At 68.8% G+C, this 15,571-nt stretch carries 11 protein-coding genes; 8 read left to right on the forward strand and 3 right to left on the reverse strand.

What is annotated here, in order from left to right:
• Nucleotides 1-15: 15 nt before the first annotated feature.
• Together ACFY12_RS23920 and ACFY12_RS23925 are read left to right on the forward strand one after the other, a co-directional pair.
• Nucleotides 16-834: a helix-turn-helix domain-containing protein gene (locus ACFY12_RS23920; RefSeq protein ID WP_390717920.1), complete on the forward strand. Its 819-nt coding sequence runs from the start codon at nucleotides 16-18 to the stop codon at nucleotides 832-834.
• On the forward strand, nucleotides 831-1,013 hold the full coding sequence (locus ACFY12_RS23925) for a DUF397 domain-containing protein (RefSeq protein WP_390717921.1): 183 nt from the start codon (nucleotides 831-833) through the stop codon (nucleotides 1,011-1,013). The genes ACFY12_RS23920 and ACFY12_RS23925 overlap by 4 nt, the downstream gene beginning before the upstream one ends.
• Nucleotides 1,014-1,020: 7 nt before the next feature.
• Here the strand turns inward: ACFY12_RS23925 and ACFY12_RS23930 are convergent, their stop codons facing one another.
• Genes ACFY12_RS23930 through ACFY12_RS23940 form a run of 3 tightly spaced genes read right to left on the reverse strand, consistent with a single transcriptional unit; the run spans nucleotide 1,021 to nucleotide 7,612 of the window.
• Entirely contained in the window at nucleotides 1,021-2,589 is a 1,569-nt protein-coding gene (locus tag ACFY12_RS23930; RefSeq protein WP_390717922.1) for an N-6 DNA methylase, read from the reverse strand.
• A complete protein-coding gene (locus ACFY12_RS23935; protein WP_390717923.1) occupies nucleotides 2,586-4,043 on the reverse strand; it encodes a restriction endonuclease subunit S in 1,458 nt (485 codons plus the stop codon). The genes ACFY12_RS23930 and ACFY12_RS23935 overlap by 4 nt, the downstream gene beginning before the upstream one ends.
• The gene (locus ACFY12_RS23940) at nucleotides 4,040-7,612 is read right to left on the reverse strand and encodes a DEAD/DEAH box helicase family protein (protein ID WP_390717924.1); all 3,573 of its coding nucleotides are present in this window, start codon (nucleotides 7,610-7,612) and stop codon (nucleotides 4,040-4,042) included. The genes ACFY12_RS23935 and ACFY12_RS23940 overlap by 4 nt, the downstream gene beginning before the upstream one ends.
• Nucleotides 7,613-8,004: 392 nt before the next feature.
• On the opposite strand from ACFY12_RS23940, the gene ACFY12_RS23945 reads away from it, so the two are divergent.
• The 6 genes from ACFY12_RS23945 to ACFY12_RS23970 all read left to right on the forward strand — a co-directional run bounded on the left by ACFY12_RS23945 (nucleotide 8,005) and on the right by ACFY12_RS23970 (nucleotide 15,525).
• Nucleotides 8,005-9,276 (forward strand): aspartate kinase, encoded by a 1,272-nt coding sequence (locus ACFY12_RS23945; protein ID WP_390717925.1) that lies wholly within the window; start codon nucleotides 8,005-8,007, stop codon nucleotides 9,274-9,276.
• The gene (locus ACFY12_RS23950) at nucleotides 9,273-10,388 is read left to right on the forward strand and encodes an aspartate-semialdehyde dehydrogenase (protein WP_390717926.1); all 1,116 of its coding nucleotides are present in this window, start codon (nucleotides 9,273-9,275) and stop codon (nucleotides 10,386-10,388) included. The genes ACFY12_RS23945 and ACFY12_RS23950 overlap by 4 nt, the downstream gene beginning before the upstream one ends.
• Before the next feature lie 434 nt (nucleotides 10,389-10,822).
• Nucleotides 10,823-11,485, forward strand: coding sequence for a SigE family RNA polymerase sigma factor (locus tag ACFY12_RS23955; protein ID WP_390717927.1), 663 nt, complete (start codon nucleotides 10,823-10,825; stop codon nucleotides 11,483-11,485).
• Nucleotides 11,486-11,733: 248 nt separating this feature from the next.
• Entirely contained in the window at nucleotides 11,734-12,903 is a 1,170-nt protein-coding gene (locus ACFY12_RS23960) for a hypothetical protein (RefSeq protein WP_390717928.1), read from the forward strand.
• 235 nt (nucleotides 12,904-13,138) lie between these two features.
• A complete protein-coding gene (locus ACFY12_RS23965; RefSeq protein ID WP_390717929.1) occupies nucleotides 13,139-14,065 on the forward strand; it encodes an SURF1 family protein in 927 nt (308 codons plus the stop codon).
• Between the two features lie 386 nt (nucleotides 14,066-14,451).
• Nucleotides 14,452-15,525, forward strand: coding sequence for a cation diffusion facilitator family transporter (locus ACFY12_RS23970; protein ID WP_390717930.1), 1,074 nt, complete (start codon nucleotides 14,452-14,454; stop codon nucleotides 15,523-15,525).
• Nucleotides 15,526-15,571 lie beyond the last annotated feature (46 nt).

The following is a 15,571-nucleotide window of genomic DNA, read 5'->3' on the forward strand; positions in this document are numbered from 1 at the left end:
GGGAGTTGTACGCGCATGGCGGGCACCAGGGAAACCAGGTCCGGGACGATGCGGATGTTCGGCGGTCAGTTGAAGGGCTGGCGCCAGCGGGTGGGGGTGAGCCGGGAAGAGCTGGCCGATGCGGCCGGGTACGGGGTCGACTTGATCTGCGCGGTGGAGCAGGGGAGGCGGGCGCCGTCGCCGAAACTCATCGACGCGGCCGAGGAAGTCTGCGACGCGGGAGGGCTGTTGCGGGAGGCGGCGAAGTACATCGTGCGGCGGAAGTATCCGGATTGGTTCGAGGACTATCGGAAGTACGAGGAGCAGGCCGCCCAGCTCGGGATGTACGAGAACCACGTCATCCCGGGGCTGTTCCAGACGCCTGAGTACGCACGGGAAGTATTCCGGAACGACAGGCCGGTGTTGGGCGACGAGGAGATCGAGCGGCGGGTGGCCGCGCGGCTGGAGCGTCAGGAGTTGCTGCGCCGGACCCCTGCGGTGGCGATCAGCGCGGTGCTGGAACAGGTCACGCTGGAGCGGGAGATCGGCGGTCGGGAGGTGATACGGCACCAGGTCGAGCATCTGCTAGAGCTGACCCGGATGCGAAACGTGGACATTCAGGTCATGCCGACCAAGCGGGAAACGCACGCGGGGCTGGCTGGCCCCGTGTACGTGATCGAGACGCAGGACCAGCAGCGAATGGTGTACTGCGAAGCCCACAAGGGCAGCGCGCTGATTTCCGACTCGAAGGACGTGGCTGACCTGAACTTGCGCTATGCGATGCTGCGTTCGCAGGCTCTCAACCTCGAGGAGTCCGTGAGCCTGCTGGAGAAGATGTTGGGAGAGCTGCAATGAACAGCGAACTGGCCTGGTTCAAGTCCAGCTACAGCAGCGGTGAGGGCGGCGCCTGCGTCGAGGTCGCCGCCTGCGCCGACACCGTCCACGTCCGGGACTCCAAGGAAAAGAGCGGCCCGACGCTCAGCTTCTCCCCGGAGGAGTGGGCGCACTTCGTGGCGTTCGCGGCGAGGGCTTGAGCTTCGGCTACTCGGCGGCAGGGCTCTCGTCCGTCACCTCGCCGCCCAGGGCCTGGGCGATCGCCTTGAAGTCGTCCAGCGCGGCCTGGAGGTCCTGGACGATCTCCTGGGCGATGACCTCGGGCGGCAGCAGGCTGTCGGCGTCCTCAAGGGCCGGGTCCTTCATCCAGCTGATGTCGAGGTTGACCTTGTCGCGGGCGATCAGGTCGTCGTAGTCGAACGCCTTGAAACGTTCGGACTCCACGCGCTCGTCGAGCGGCTCGCCCGGCTTGTACGCCTGGACGAACTCCTCCAGGTCGGCGCGGCGCAACTGGCGCTGCTTGAGGGTGAAGTGCAGGCCGGTGCGGAAGTCGTAGACCCACATTTTGGTGGTGTGCGGCTTGCCGTCGGCGCGCGGGGTCTTCTTGTCGAAGAACAGGACGTTCGCCTTGACGCCGCCCGCGTAGAAGATGCCGGTGGGCAGGCGCAGCATCGTGTGGAGATCGAAGTCCTGGAGCAGCCGGGTGCGGATCTTCTCCCCGGCGCCGCCCTCGAAGAGCACGTTGTCGGGGAGGACGACCGCGCCACGGCCGTCGATCGCCAGCAGCGACATGATGTGCTGGAGGAAGTTCAGCTGCTTGTTGGTGGTGGTGGCGCGGAAGTCGTCGCGGGCGTAGGAGATCTCCTCCTTTTCCGCCGTGCCATCGGTGCCGATGACGGTGATCGCGGACTTGCGGCCGAAGGGCGGATTGGCCAGCACCAAGGACGCGTGCCGCTTGGGCTTCTCGGCGAGCGCGTCGCCGACGTCGATGAGGCTGGGGCCGTCGCTGTCCCCGATGCCGTGTAGCAGCATGTTCATGGCGGCGAGCCGGGCGGTACCGGTGACCAGCTCGTTGCCGAAGATCATGCCCTTGCCCTCGCTGAGGGCGACCCGCTGCTCATGGGTGAGGTCCCGCATGTGGTGGTTGCGGATGTAGCTGTGGGCGGCGATGAGGAAGCCGCCGGTGCCGCAGGCCGGGTCGGCGATGGTGTCGTCGGGGCGCGGTTGGACGGCGTCCACGATGGCGTCGATCAGGGGGCGCGGGGTGAAGTACTGCCCGGCCCCGGTCTTGGTGTCCTCCGCTCCCTTGGCCAGCAGACCTTCGTAGGCGTCGCCCTTGAGGTCCGTGCCATCGATCGTCCAGTCCTGATTGCCGATCAGGTCGACGACCAGCTTTTCGAGGAGGGCGGGCTCGGTGATGCGGTTCTGGGCCTTGGCGAAGATGGTGCCGAGGGTGGTGCCGGGCTTGGCGGCGAGTTCCTGGAGGATGTTGCGGTAATGGACTTCGAGGGCCACGCCCTTCTTGGAGGCCAGCGACTGCCAGTCGTAGTCCTTGGGGACGATGCGCTTGGGGTTGAAGGGGTCGTCCGAAAGCTCGTCCGCCATCTTCAGGAAAAGGAGATAGGAGAGCTGCTCGACGTATTCGATGGTGGACAGGCCGTTGTCGCGCAGGACGTTGCAGTAGTTCCAGAGCTTGGCGACGAGGGTGTTGGTTTGCGAATGCGCCTGAGGGGTGACGGTGGCGTTCTCTGTTGCGGTGGTGTCGGGGGTGGTCACTGGTCGAATACCTCGAAGGTCTGCTGGACGGCGGCTGCGCGGGGGAGGGGGGCGGATGGCTCGGGCGGCGGCGCGTCGGTTGCCGCCGCCGCGCCGCTTCGAGCCCTCGGCACGGCCCGCCGCGCCCGCTTGGGCTTCGCCTGCGCGGCGCGTGCGGCCCGCTCGGCTTGGATCCGGGCCAGCAGTGCGGAGGCGGGTTCGTCGTCGGGGTCCTGGAAGACGAGCCGCCCCGCGAAGGCGTGGTTCAGCAGGGCCTGGCGGAGGTGTCGTGACCGCAGCTCGGCCTTTTCGAGTTCGCGATCCAGGGCATCGAGTGCTTCGGCCCTGCCTCGATAACGTGCAATGCGTCGCTGCTGTTCGTCGAGGCTCGGGATCGAGAGAGGCACGGATTTGAGCTCTCTCCCGGAGATCCCGGCCTGCCCCGCCGTGGTTTTCACGCGCTGACGGATGTAGTGACGGGACGGGCCGGCTGAGCATGCGAGAGCAACGTAGTCGGGGATTGCACGTTGCTCGTCCACCACCACGCGGATGAGTTTGTCCGGGTAGGTCAAGGGCTGTTGAGTCTCGACAGTGGCGCAAGCTCCGACGTACTCAGGATTTCCGTTGTAGCGGGTGAAGAGAAGGTCGCCGCGACGCAGCAGATGTGGTTGCAACTCGGACGCGTCGGGCGCGATGCCCGTGTATCGCACGTCTGCGACATTGAGCCGGAGCGACCTGACTGCTCCGATTCGAAGGATGGGCACCCCTGACGGTTCGCTGCTTGGCCTGGAGACGAACAACCCGTTTCTGACGGTCTTGGCGATGGCGCCTAGTGTTGTTGCCGTCATGGAGACGCCATCGGGCGCGGTGGCGTCGATGATGAGCCGCGTTCGCATCCGCTTGATGCGTTGCCGACTCGCAGCGAGGGATCCGGCTGCGGCGTCCAGCCGCGAGAGGTGCTCTTCGAGCGCCTCGACGATTCGCCGCTGCTCCGCCAGCGGCGGCAGAACGACCGGCCAAGCCGACAGCTTGGCCGCCCCAAGGTGGTGGATGCCGACTCCGCGCGCTCCCTCGGCGAAGGCGCCGCGCAGTGCCTCATAGCGGAGCAGGTGCAACAGATAGCGCGGCTCGACCTGCACCGGGCGCACTCGGATAAGCGTGTTCTGGAAGCAGCAGTCGGCGATCTGGCCGTTCCAGAGGGCGGGTTTGCCGACCTCGCCGACGCTGCCCGACGCTTCGCTGAGGACAATGTCGCCGGGTTCGAGGCGGTAGGTGCCGACCTCGGCGTCGGTGAAGTTCATTTCCTTGACGTCGTCGAGCTTCAGGCCCTGCCAGCCGACATTGGCAGCTCGCAGGTAGGGCCGCATCTGGTCGCCGGAGTGGTTTTTCGGCGAACGCTGGCGGCCGAGCCGTACCTCGGCGATCTCGTCCAGCCGGACCCGTACCCACCCCGCCGGAAGTTCCCGCTCACTCACGCCAGTTCCCGATTCAGCTCATCCAACAGCACCCGCACATCGCGGCCTTCAAACGCCCTCTGGAACCCGCGCCCACCGCCGAGCCCGCGCAGCGGTTCGCGCTGGAACTCGTCTTTGGTGATCCCCACGGCACTCACCACTGCGTCGCGTATGGCCTCCAGCCACCGCAACTGCCCGTCCGTGAACTCCGCCCCCGCCTGCCGCTGCCGGAGCAGCCACGCCTCGAAGCGTTCCTCGACCGTCGTCCGGTACGGCTTCAGTTCCTCGTCCACGCCGAGCTCGTAGCGGATCAGCGAGATCAGGTCCGGGACACCCGCCTCCTTGCCCGGGCGGGCGGTGGCCTTCCCCAGGTCCTCGTAGTAGCCCCACAGGATGTCCGGTGTCCACGCGTACTGGGGGCGCTGGATGCGGGCGGCCAGTTCGTTCAGGGACGCGTAGGCCTCCGTAGGGGTGACCTTGCGCGGGCTGTTCAGGGCGATGGACACCGCCGTGATCTGGTCCCGCTCGTCTTCCAGAAGCCGGCGCCAGGCGGCGAGGTGCTCCTCCGCACGTTCCTCGCGTGAGGTCTCCTTGATGTCCGTCACCGTCACGGACGTGAACTCGTCTATCACGTAGTCCTTGTCCCGGCGGAGGTCCAGAATCTGGCGGCGCAGCTCCGGGCTGCCGGTCAGCGGGGCGATCGCGTCCTCGATCGCCTTCCGCGCGGCGGCCGGGCCTTCCTCGTCCGTCAGGCGCTCCTGGCGGTCGGGGTCGGCGGCCCGCATGATCCCGCCGGCGATCTCCGACAGGCTCCGGCCGCCCGCGACGGACGCGAGCAGCTGACGATCCTCGTCGGTGAGCTGCTGGTTCAGCCGGGCGAGCCGGCCGGCCAGGACCTCCGCTTCGCCGGCGCCGATCGTCTTCGTACCGGTCTTGTCGAGGAGCTTGGACAGGGAGAGCCGGCGGTCGCCCTCGGCCGGGACCAGCGGGCGGGCGTCGAGGCGGGGGGAGTCGGTGACGCCGACGGGGTCGATCAGGAGGAAGCGGTTCTTGCGCACCGTGGTGGCGGCGTCGGGGGTGACCTCGCGCAGTTCGGTCGCGTCGATGGTGCGGGCGCCGCGGCCCTTCATCTGCTCGAAGAGGACCGCGCTGCGGACGTCGCGCAGGAAGATGACGCACTCCAGGGCTCGTACGTCCGTACCTGTTGCGATCATGTCGACGGTGACGGCGACGCGGAGCTGCGCAGAGGTGCGGAGATCGCGGATGAGGTCGTCAGGGTTCTCGCCCTGCTGGCGGCTCTTGTAGGTGATCTTCTTGGCAAAGCTGTCGCCGCGCCCGAAGACCTCCTTGACCTGGGCGAGCACGTCCTCCGCGTGGTTCTCGCCGACCGCGAAGATCAGCGTCTTGGGGATCTCGGCGCGGTCGGGGAACCAGCGCTTCCAGTTGTTCTTGTACGTGGTCAGGACGGCGCGGATCTCGTCCACGGTCACCACGGAGCGGCCGATCTGCCGGGTGGTGTAGCTGTAGTCGTCGTCGAGTTCCTGGTAGCGCTGGCGGCGCGTCTTGCGGTCCCGGACCTTGACGGTGATGCCGGACTCTATGGTGGCGCCGCCGTTCTCGCGGAGGTCGGTGTTGAGCCGTACCAGGTCGAAGTCGACGTTGACGCCGTCGGCGACGGCCTGCGCCTGGGTGTACTCCGAGACCAGGTTGTGCTGGAAGAAGCCCAGGGTCTGCAGGGTCGGTGTGGCGGTCAGACCCACGATGTGTGCGTCGAAGTACTCCAGGACGCCGCGCCACTTGCCGTAGATGGAGCGGTGGCACTCGTCGACGATGATCAGGTCGAAGAACTCGATCGGCACGTCGGGGTTGTAGCGGACCTCGATGGGCTGGGACGTCTCGTAGCTGTCCTCGTCGTCGAAGGAGTACGAGGTGCTGTCGGCGGCGTCGTCGGCCGCGTCGTCGTCGGTGAGCTGCTCGCCGGAGAGCAGCCGGTACATCTTCTGGATGGTCGAGACGACCACCGATGACGTCTCCTGGAGACCGGCCGCGCCGAGGCGGTCGATGTTGTAGAGGTCCTTGAGCTTCCGCCCGTCGTCGGGGGTGGTGAAGCGCTCGAACTCGTCGACCGTCTGGCGGCCGAGGTTGTTGCGGTCGACGAGGAAGAGGACGCGGCGGGCATCCGCGTACTTCATCAGGCGGTACGACTGGGCGACCGCCGTGTAGGTCTTGCCGGCGCCGGTGGCCATCTGGATCAGCGCGCGGGGCTTGTCGTGGGCGAGGGAGTCCTCCAGCCCGGTGATCGCGCTGATCTGCGCGAGCCGCAGCCCGTTGGGCTCCAGGTCCGGGATGCGGCGCAGGGCGGCGCGCCAGGTGGGGGCGTCCGGGGCGGTGTCGGCCTGGTCCATCCACCGGGCGACGGTTTCAGGGCGGTGGAAGGCGAAGACCTCGCGGGAGCGGGCGTAAGGGTCGAGGCGGTTGAGGAGGTACGTCTCGGCGCCCGTGGTGGCGTAACGGAAGGCGAAGGGCTCGTCCCGGCGCCAGACGGCCAGGCTGTGTTCTTTGAGGACCCCGGCCGCGTAGCGGTCGTTCTGGATGAGGGCGCTGCTGAGGTGATCGCCTTCCCGCTTGGCCTCGATCACGCCGACGATCTTGCCGTCCACGTACAGCACGTAGTCGGCGCGACCGGTGGCGACGGTGAATTCACGGACCGCGACGCCCTGGCCTGCGTCCGGGGCGACCTGGTCGCGGTCCTGTACGACCCAGTCGGCGGCGCGCAGCATCCCGTCGATGGTCTCGCGGGCCTGGACCTCGTTGAGCGGGGCGGGGCGCTGGGCGCGGTGGACGATGGCGTCGCGGGCGGCCTCGTCGATGCGGCGGGGAGAAGTGCGGGCGGTTTCGTACGCGGTGCGCTGGACGGTGCGTAGTGCGTCGACCTCGGGGGTCAGCAGATCGATCCGGGAAGCGTCTGCCTTGACGGCGGCGGCGTTGATGATCAGGTTCTCGGCCTCGATGCGGGCCTGCCGCTCGGCTTCGAGCTGGTCCTTGTATTCGGTGAGCCGCGTCCGGGCCTCGGTGAGGGCCTTGCGGTGGCCGTCCAGGGCTTCGCGGAGCTCGGCGAGCTCGGCCGGGTCGGTGACCTGGGCCTCGGCTTCCGGCTCGGTGGGCGGTACGAACTCGGCGACCGTGCGCCTGTCGGTGATCGCGTCGTGGAACCAGATGCCCAGCTTGTAGCAGGTGCGGACGGCTGCGAGGGCGCGGGTGGTGTCGAAGAGGTGGCGGTGGGCGGCGCGGTTGCGGTCCAGCCGGATCTGGTCGAAGTAGCCGCGGGTCTCGGGGATGAGGACCCTGGCGTCGGTGAGTGCCCTCAGCCGGTCGACCTGGTGCGTACCGCCGACGCGCAGTCCGATGCGGCTGACCAGCTCCTCTGCCAGGACCTCGCCGAACTGGTCGCACTGGATGAGGGAGGCGTCGGGGTTGACGAAGACGGTCGCCTCGGCTTGGGCACCGTAGATCGCCAGGAGCGGCTGGAGCGGGAGGAGGGGGCCGAAGTTGGGTGAATTCTTGGCCAGCTCGCGCAACCGCTCGTCCACGATGTGCCACTCCGTCCTGGTGAGCTGTCCCGTACTGTTCGCAACTGTTCGCAGACGAGCAAGCTTACGGAACCGGACGTGCCCCAGGCGGCGGAATCCCGGCCTGGCAGTCTGTGTGCCTCGAGAAGCGGCGCGCAGCCAGGGAGCATGGTGGCGGTGTTGTGAGCTGGGTTACGTTTCCGTGTTCTGTGGTCTGGAACGGGCAGGGGCGACACTGAGCGGGGCGGGGCGCGCAGGGTGCCTCCCGCCGATTTCGCGAGGTGAGCGTTTGTCTCAGCATGCGACATCCGGAGGGCTGATTCCGGCCGCTCGATAGACTGAGCCGACCGCAGTACCCCCGTATCCGGGGGTCCGGGAGAAACCTCCCGAAGAGACAGTTGCGAGGAGCGCACGTGGGCCTTGTCGTGCAGAAGTACGGCGGCTCATCCGTTGCGGATGCCGAGGGCATCAAGCGCGTCGCCAAGCGAATCGTCGAGGCCAAGAAGAACGGCAACCAGGTTGTCGTGGTGGTCTCGGCGATGGGCGACACGACGGACGAGCTGATCGATCTCGCGCAGGAAGTGTCCCCGATCCCGTCGGGGCGCGAGTTCGACATGCTGCTGACCGCCGGAGAGCGGATCTCCATGGCCCTGCTGGCGATGGCGATCAAAAACCTCGGTCACGAGGCGCAGTCCTTCACCGGCAGCCAGGCGGGTGTGATCACCGACTCCGCGCACAACAAGGCGCGGATCATCGACGTCACGCCGGGCCGTATCCGGGCCTCGGTCGACGAGGGCAATATCGCCATCGTCGCCGGCTTCCAGGGTGTGTCGCAGGACAAGAAGGACATTACGACCCTGGGGCGCGGTGGCTCGGACACCACCGCGGTGGCGCTGGCCGCCGCCCTGGACGCCGACGTCTGTGAGATCTACACCGATGTGGACGGTGTCTTCACCGCCGACCCGCGGGTCGTGAAGAAGGCCCGGAAGATCGACTGGATCTCCTTCGAGGACATGCTGGAGCTCGCCAGCTCCGGTTCCAAGGTGCTGCTGCACCGCTGCGTCGAGTACGCACGCCGTTACAACATCCCGATCCATGTCCGGTCCTCGTTCTCGGGGCTCAGGGGCACGTGGGTCAGCAACGAACCGCAAGGGGACCAGCCGATGGAGCAGGCAATCATCTCGGGCGTCGCACACGACACCTCCGAGGCGAAGGTCACGGTCGTCGGGGTCCCGGACAAGCCGGGCGAGGCCGCGCTCATCTTCCGTGCGATCGCGGACTCCGACGCGAACATCGACATGGTCGTGCAGAACGTGTCGTCCGCGTCGACCGGTCTGACCGATATCTCCTTCACGCTGCCCAAGAGCGAGGGCCGCAAGGCCGTGGCGGCTCTGGAGAAGACCCGTGCCGTGGTCGGCTTCGACTCGCTGCGCTACGACGACCAGATCGCCAAGATCTCCCTGGTCGGCGCGGGCATGAAGACCAACCCGGGCGTCACCGCGACGTTCTTCGAGGCGCTGTCGAACGCCGGCGTGAACATCGAGCTCATCTCGACCTCCGAGATCCGCATCTCGGTCGTGACCCGTGCCGATGACGTCAACGAGGCCGTGCGCGCCGTGCACACCGCCTTCGGTCTCGACTCGGAGAGCGACGAAGCCGTGGTCTATGGCGGCACCGGACGATGATTCCGGCCGAGGCGGGCCGTCCGTCCCTCGCTGACACGGCGGGGGCGGACGCCCGTACGGCCCGGAAGCCGCGGCTCGCCGTCGTAGGTGCCACCGGTGCCGTCGGCACGGTGCTGCTCGGCATCCTGTCCGAGCGCGCCGATATCTGGGGCGAGATCCGGCTGATCGCCTCTCCCCGTTCGGCCGGCCGCAAGCTGACCGTGCGGGGTGAGCAGGTCGAGGTCGTCGCGCTGAGCGAGGAGGCCTTCGACGGGATCGACGTCGCGATGTTCGACGTGCCGGACGAGGTCTCCGCGCAGTGGGCGCCGGTGGCGGTCTCCAAGGGCGCGGTGGTCGTGGACAATTCGGGCGCTTTCCGTCTGGATCCGGACGTGCCGCTGGTCGTTCCCGAGGTCAACGCCCATGCCGCGCGGGTGCGTCCGCGCGGCATCATCGCCAACCCCACCTGCACCACGGCGTCGATGATCGTCGCGATGGGCGCGCTGCACGCCGAGTACGGGCTGAGCGAGCTGATCGTCTCCTCGTACCAGGCCGTCTCCGCCGAGGGGCGGGCCGGTGTGGACACCTTGCGCGCACAGCTCTCCGCGGTGTGCGGTACGGAGCTGGGGGCGACGCCCGGCGACATACGGCGCGCTGTCGGGGACACTCTGGGGCCGTTCCCGGCGCCGATCGCGCTGAACGTGGTGCCCTGGGCCGGCTCGCTCCAGGAGGACGGCTGGTCCTCGGAGGAGCTCAAGGTCCGCCACGAGTCCCGCAAGATCCTGGGGCTGCCGGAGCTCCCGGTCACCGCGACCTGTGTACGGGTGCCGGTGCTCACTGCCCACTCGATGGCCGTACACGCGCGGTTCGAGAACGAGGTCACGGTCGGCGGCGCACACGAGATCCTGGCGGCGGCGCCGGGGGTGGTGCTGTGTGACGCCCCGGCGGACGGGGAGTTCCCCACGCCGTCCGATGTGGTCGGGACCGATCCGACGTGGGTCGGGCGGGTGCGGCGCTCGATGGACGATCCGCGGGTGCTGCAGCTGTTCGTGTGCGGGGACAATCTGCGCAAGGGGGCGGCCTTGAACACGGTGCAGATCGGCGAGCTGGTGGCGGCGGAGCTGTGGGGGTAGGGCGCGGCGGAGGGGCCGCCGTAGGGGAGCCGGGTTGGCGCCTGTATGGGGAGCACCTCGGTGCCTGTCTGAGGAGCGGCTTGGTGTGAGGGGGCGTCGCGGGTCCACCCCCTGGGAGGTATGTTGCAGGATGTGTGAAGATCCTGTAAGCGAGTTGCCGACTGATACCTCTTGATCTGGGATGACGTTCTGTTCGACCATTCGCCCCCCGTCGTGCTGCAACCGGCAGTCGGGCCGGGAGCGTCTTTGTGGCCGCCCTCAGGGTGGCTCGGAATGTCCGCGGGTCGATGGCGAGCCCTCGGGTGTCGTGGGTAAGCGTGTCGGGACGAATAGGGCATTCAGGAAGAGCTGGTACGCATGAGGGCGTTTAACGCATCGTCGCAAGCGGTGCCTTACGCGTACAACCCTTATGGGGGGAAGCGTGTCCAACAGGCGTGGCAGAGGTACTCGGATTCACGATCGCCCCAGCGGGCGCAGCCGGCGCGGCAGTGTGCCCGCAGCCACCCCGCGCACCCGGGGGCATGCCAGTGATCGCCCCCTGGTCCGCCACGCGCCCCGCGCAGCTTCCTTCTCAGCGTGGGGACACTGACGAAGCGATGGCAGCGGGCACCACAGTCGACCACCTCACCGAGACCTACCGCGCGCACTACCGTTCCCTGCTCGGCCTCGCCGCACTGCTCCTCGACGACACCGCCTCCTGTGAGGACGTCGTCCAGGAGGCCTTCATCCGTGTGCACTCCGCGCGCGGGCGCGTCCGCGACCCCGAGAAGACCCTCGCCTACCTCCGGCAGACCGTCGTCAACCTCTCGCGCTCCGCGCTGCGGCGCCGCATCCTCGGGCTCAAGCTGCTCTCGAAGCCGATGCCCGACATGGCGAGCGCCGAGGAGGGCGCGTACGACCTGCTGGAGCGCGACCAGCTGATCAAGGCGATGCGTGGGCTGCAGCGCCGGCAGCGTGAGGTGCTGGTACTGCGCTACTTCGCCGATATGACTGAGGCGCAGGTCGCCGAGACGCTGGGGATATCGCTCGGCTCGGTCAAGGCGTACGGGTCGCGCGGCATCGCGGCGCTCCGCGTCGCGATGGAGGCTCCGGCATGAGCGGCGTGAGCGGCATGAACGGCATGGGCGGAATGAGTGGCCAGAAGTCCGGTCGGGACGACCCGCTCGATGTGTCTGGCGATGGGTGTGGCCGCGATGCGTCCGACAGTGATGTGTCCGGCGGTGATACGCGTGATCACGATGCGCGTGAGCGTGATGCGCATGAGCGTGATGCGTACGAGGACGTTGCGTACGAACGGGATGTGCGTCGGCCTGACGTGCATGGGTCTGACGTGCACGGGCATGACGTGCACGAGCGTGATGAACGGGCCGATGTCGCGTTCGGCGGCTTCGGCACCGTCGTCGGCGGTGGCGGCAGCGGCGATGGTGACGACGGTGGCCGCAACGGCCGTGGCCACCCCACCGGAGGCTTCGGCGGTGATTCCGGCGGCGAGGACGAGCTGAGACAGCTGCTCCAGGCCCGCGTCGGCGACCTCGAGCCCTCACCCGACGCACTGGAACGGCTGCACCGTGCCGTTCCCGCCCGCCGGCAGCGCCGCCGGCATGTCGTCGTCGGTGCGGCAGCCGCGCTGCTGTTCGGCGGCACCTCCATCCCCGCCATGGTCCACGTGGCGGAGAGCACGGGCGGCTCCACGGACCGTTCCGCCAACACCGCGAGCAGCCAGCGGGCGCACGCCGGTACCGACGGCGCACACGGCGAGGGCACCGAGCAGGCCGGTCCGCGGCCGGCGCCCGGCACCGGCCCCGCCAAGCCCGACGACGTCAAGCACCCGGAGAAGGGCAAGGAGGCCGAGCGGCACCTCCCTGGCCAGAGCGCCGAGGCCGTGCCCGGGGTCGGCGGCACCCCCGCGCCGGACAACACCATGGAGGTCGCCTCGCCGGTCTGCAGCCGCGATCAGCTCGGGAAGGGCAGCAGCACGGTCCGGCCGGCGGACTCCTCGGGCCGTGTCTACGGCTCGTTCCGGGTGGTCAACACCTCCAATGCGGCCTGCTCCGTCGAGGGCGGCGGCGCCGTCGGTGTGGTGGCACAGGGCACCACGCATGCCGACCGCATCCACGTCGTCGACCACACCTCGGGCGACGACGCGACCGGGCTGCCCGATCCGGCCGTCGCCCCTGACCAGCTGGTTCTCAAGCCGGGTGAGGCGTACGAGGTCCAGTTCGCCTGGATCCCGGAGGCCGGCGGCGGCCCCACGGGATGCGTCGCTCCGAAGCCCTCGCCGACGCCCCAGCCGACCAAGAGCCCGGACCAGACCGCGGACAGCGGAGCCCCGCCGCCCGACACGAGCACCGGTCAGGCGGGCGGCGATACGGGGTCCGAGACGGGCGGGGCCGCGTCCGGCGGGATCGTACTCAGTCACACGCCCGAGGCCGGCGAGCCTGCCGCGGCCGACGCCAAGATCGCCGACGCGTGCGCCGGAACGGTTTACCGCACAAAGGCACTGACAACCGAGTGACGTCCGCTGCGGCACTGACGACCGAGTGACGTTCGCGCGGCACTGACAGCCGAGTGACGTCCGCTGCGCGCCGGCGGCCGGCTGCCGCTGCGCGTTGGCGATCGGTGATGACGCGTTGACTGTCGGCGGCTGCGCGTTGGCGGCCGATGGTTGCGCGTTTGGTTGCGCGTTGGTGCTCGGCGGCCCGGGAGGGGGCGGTGCGGACCCGCCGTGGGGGCCCCGTACCGTTGATGGTGTGTACCGGTTCCTGCTGACCCCGCGGTGGTGGGGGATCAACGTCTTCGCCGTACTGGCGATTCCCTTCTGCGTCTTCATGGGCAGCTGGCAGCTGGGCCGCTTCGAGGACCGGGTCGACAGTCACCAGCAGCAGGCGGACCGCTCCGCCCGGGCCAAGACCGCGGCCGCCCGGCCCGTCGACAGCCTGTTGCCCGTCGACAAGGTCACCTCCGGCCGCCAGGCCAGCGCTCGCGGACACTACGACACCGGACACCAACTGCTCGTACCGGCCCGCACTTTGAAGGACGGGCACGGTGATCGGCAGGGCTTCTACGTCCTCAACCTGTTGCGTACGGACAGCGGCAAGGCCCTTCCGGTCGTACGCGGCTGGCTGCCCGGCGACGCCGATGCCGTAGCCGATACGGCGAAGGTGCCCGCGCCGCCCAAGGGCGAGGTGACGGTCACCGGGGCGCTGCAGGCGTCCGAGAACCAGGGCACCGACGGCGTCCACGCGGGCGGCGGGCTGCCGCCGGGGCAGCTCGGCATGATCAGCGCGGCGTCGCTGGTCAACGTCGTGCCGTACGACGTCTACGACGCATGGATCACGCTCACCGATGCCCAGCCCCCGCTGCGCGCCGTCCCTCCGGCCGCCGCCGAGGGCAGCGGTCTGGACCTCAAGGCATTCCAGAACCTCGGCTACACCGGCGAATGGTTCGTCTTCGCCGGCTTCGTCGTCTTCATGTGGTTCCGCCTCTTCCGCCGCGAATCCGAAGCCGCCAGGGACGCGGCACTGGGCATCGCGCCGCTGGACGATATGCGTGAGGAGCCGCTGGACGATATGCGAGAGGAACAGAGCCTCCGCAGCGCCCCCGGTAACGCCCCCAGTAATGCCGCAGCTGCGGGAGACAAGCGTCAGGACCGCAGCGACGCCGCAGCCGACGCCTGAGCGCACGGGGCTGAGCAGGGCGGGGTTGGGTGGGGCTGGGCTGGGGGTGGGGCGGGTCGGGGTGGGACTGGGGGAAGACTGGAGCGGCGACCTCGCCTCTGGGGGGTCCCCCCGCCCCCCCGCCCCCTCCCGCCCCTCCCCACCCCCTGTTTCTGCTTTTTTGCAGCGGTGCGAAAGCGTCGCACCGCTTGTAGTGATGCGACGGCGTCGCAGTGTTTGCAGATGTGCGATGGCGTCGCAGTGATTGCAGATGTGCGATGGCGTCGCAGTGATTGCGGTCGTGCGATGGTGTCGCGCTGTCTGTAGTGGTGCGGCGGTGTCGCACCTGGTTTTCGGGTGTATGAGCTTGGTAGCCGCAATCGGATCGGCGTGCCACGGTAGGTCGTATGGCAGGCAATGGCCCGTGCCCGCATGGTCATGACCAGCATGACCACCTGCGTGTCCCGCACCGTTCCGGCCGGTGGGTCCGGTGGTGGCGCCGAGTCGGGCGTGTGCGAGACAGGCATGTGGTGACGCCGCATGGGCACGCGGTGGTGGATACGGTCGATGCGGCGATGGAGGGCTCGCGGGCCGGAATGCGGGCGTTGTGGCTGTCGCTGGGTGTCCTCGGGCTGACCGCTGTGATCCAGGCGGTGATCGTGGTGCTGTCCGGATCAGTGGCGCTGCTCGGTGACACGATCCACAACGGTGCCGACGCCCTGACCGCCGTCCCGCTCGGCATCGCCTTCGTCCTCGGCCGACGGGCGGCCAACCGCCGCTACACCTACGGCTACGGCCGCGCCGAGGACCTCGCGGGTATCGCCATCGTGCTGACCATCGCCGTCTCCTCCTTCCTGGCCGCCTACGAGGCCATCGATCGGTTGCTGCACCCTCGGGACGTCACCCACCTATGGGCCGTCGCCATGGCCGCGGTGGCCGGGTTCATCGGTAACGAGTGGGTGGCTCGCTACCGCATTCGCACGGGCCGCAGGATCGGCTCCGCGGCGTTGGTCGCCGACGGCCTGCATGCCCGTACCGACGGGTTCACCTCCTTCGCCGTTCTTCTCAGTGCGGGCGGTACGGCGCTCGGCTGGCGCTTGGCCGACCCGGTTGTCGGTCTGCTGATCACCGTCGCCATCCTGATGGTCCTGCGCGATGCCGCCCGGGAGGTCTACCGGCGCCTGATGGACTCGGTCGATCCCCAGTTCATCGACACGGCGGAAGCCACCCTGCGTGCGGTGGACGGCGTTCGCGGCGTCGGGCAGGTCCGTATGCGCTGGATAGGCCATACCCTGCGGGCCGAGGCCGACATCGTCGTCGACGCGGAGCTGACCGTGGTGCAGGCCCATGCGCTCGCCGTCGCCGCCGAACATGCCCTCATCCACGCGCTCCCCCGGCTCACCGCCGCGACCGTCCACACCGACCACACCAGCGAGGGCACGGACCCGCACGCAGCCCTGTCCCACCACGCCGCCGGCTGACCACCTGCGGCCCGACCACCTGCGGCCCGACCACCTGCGGCCTGAG

This window comes from Streptomyces sp. NPDC001339 (assembly GCF_042895955.1).
In the GTDB taxonomy this organism is placed as follows: domain Bacteria; phylum Actinomycetota; class Actinomycetes; order Streptomycetales; family Streptomycetaceae; genus Streptomyces.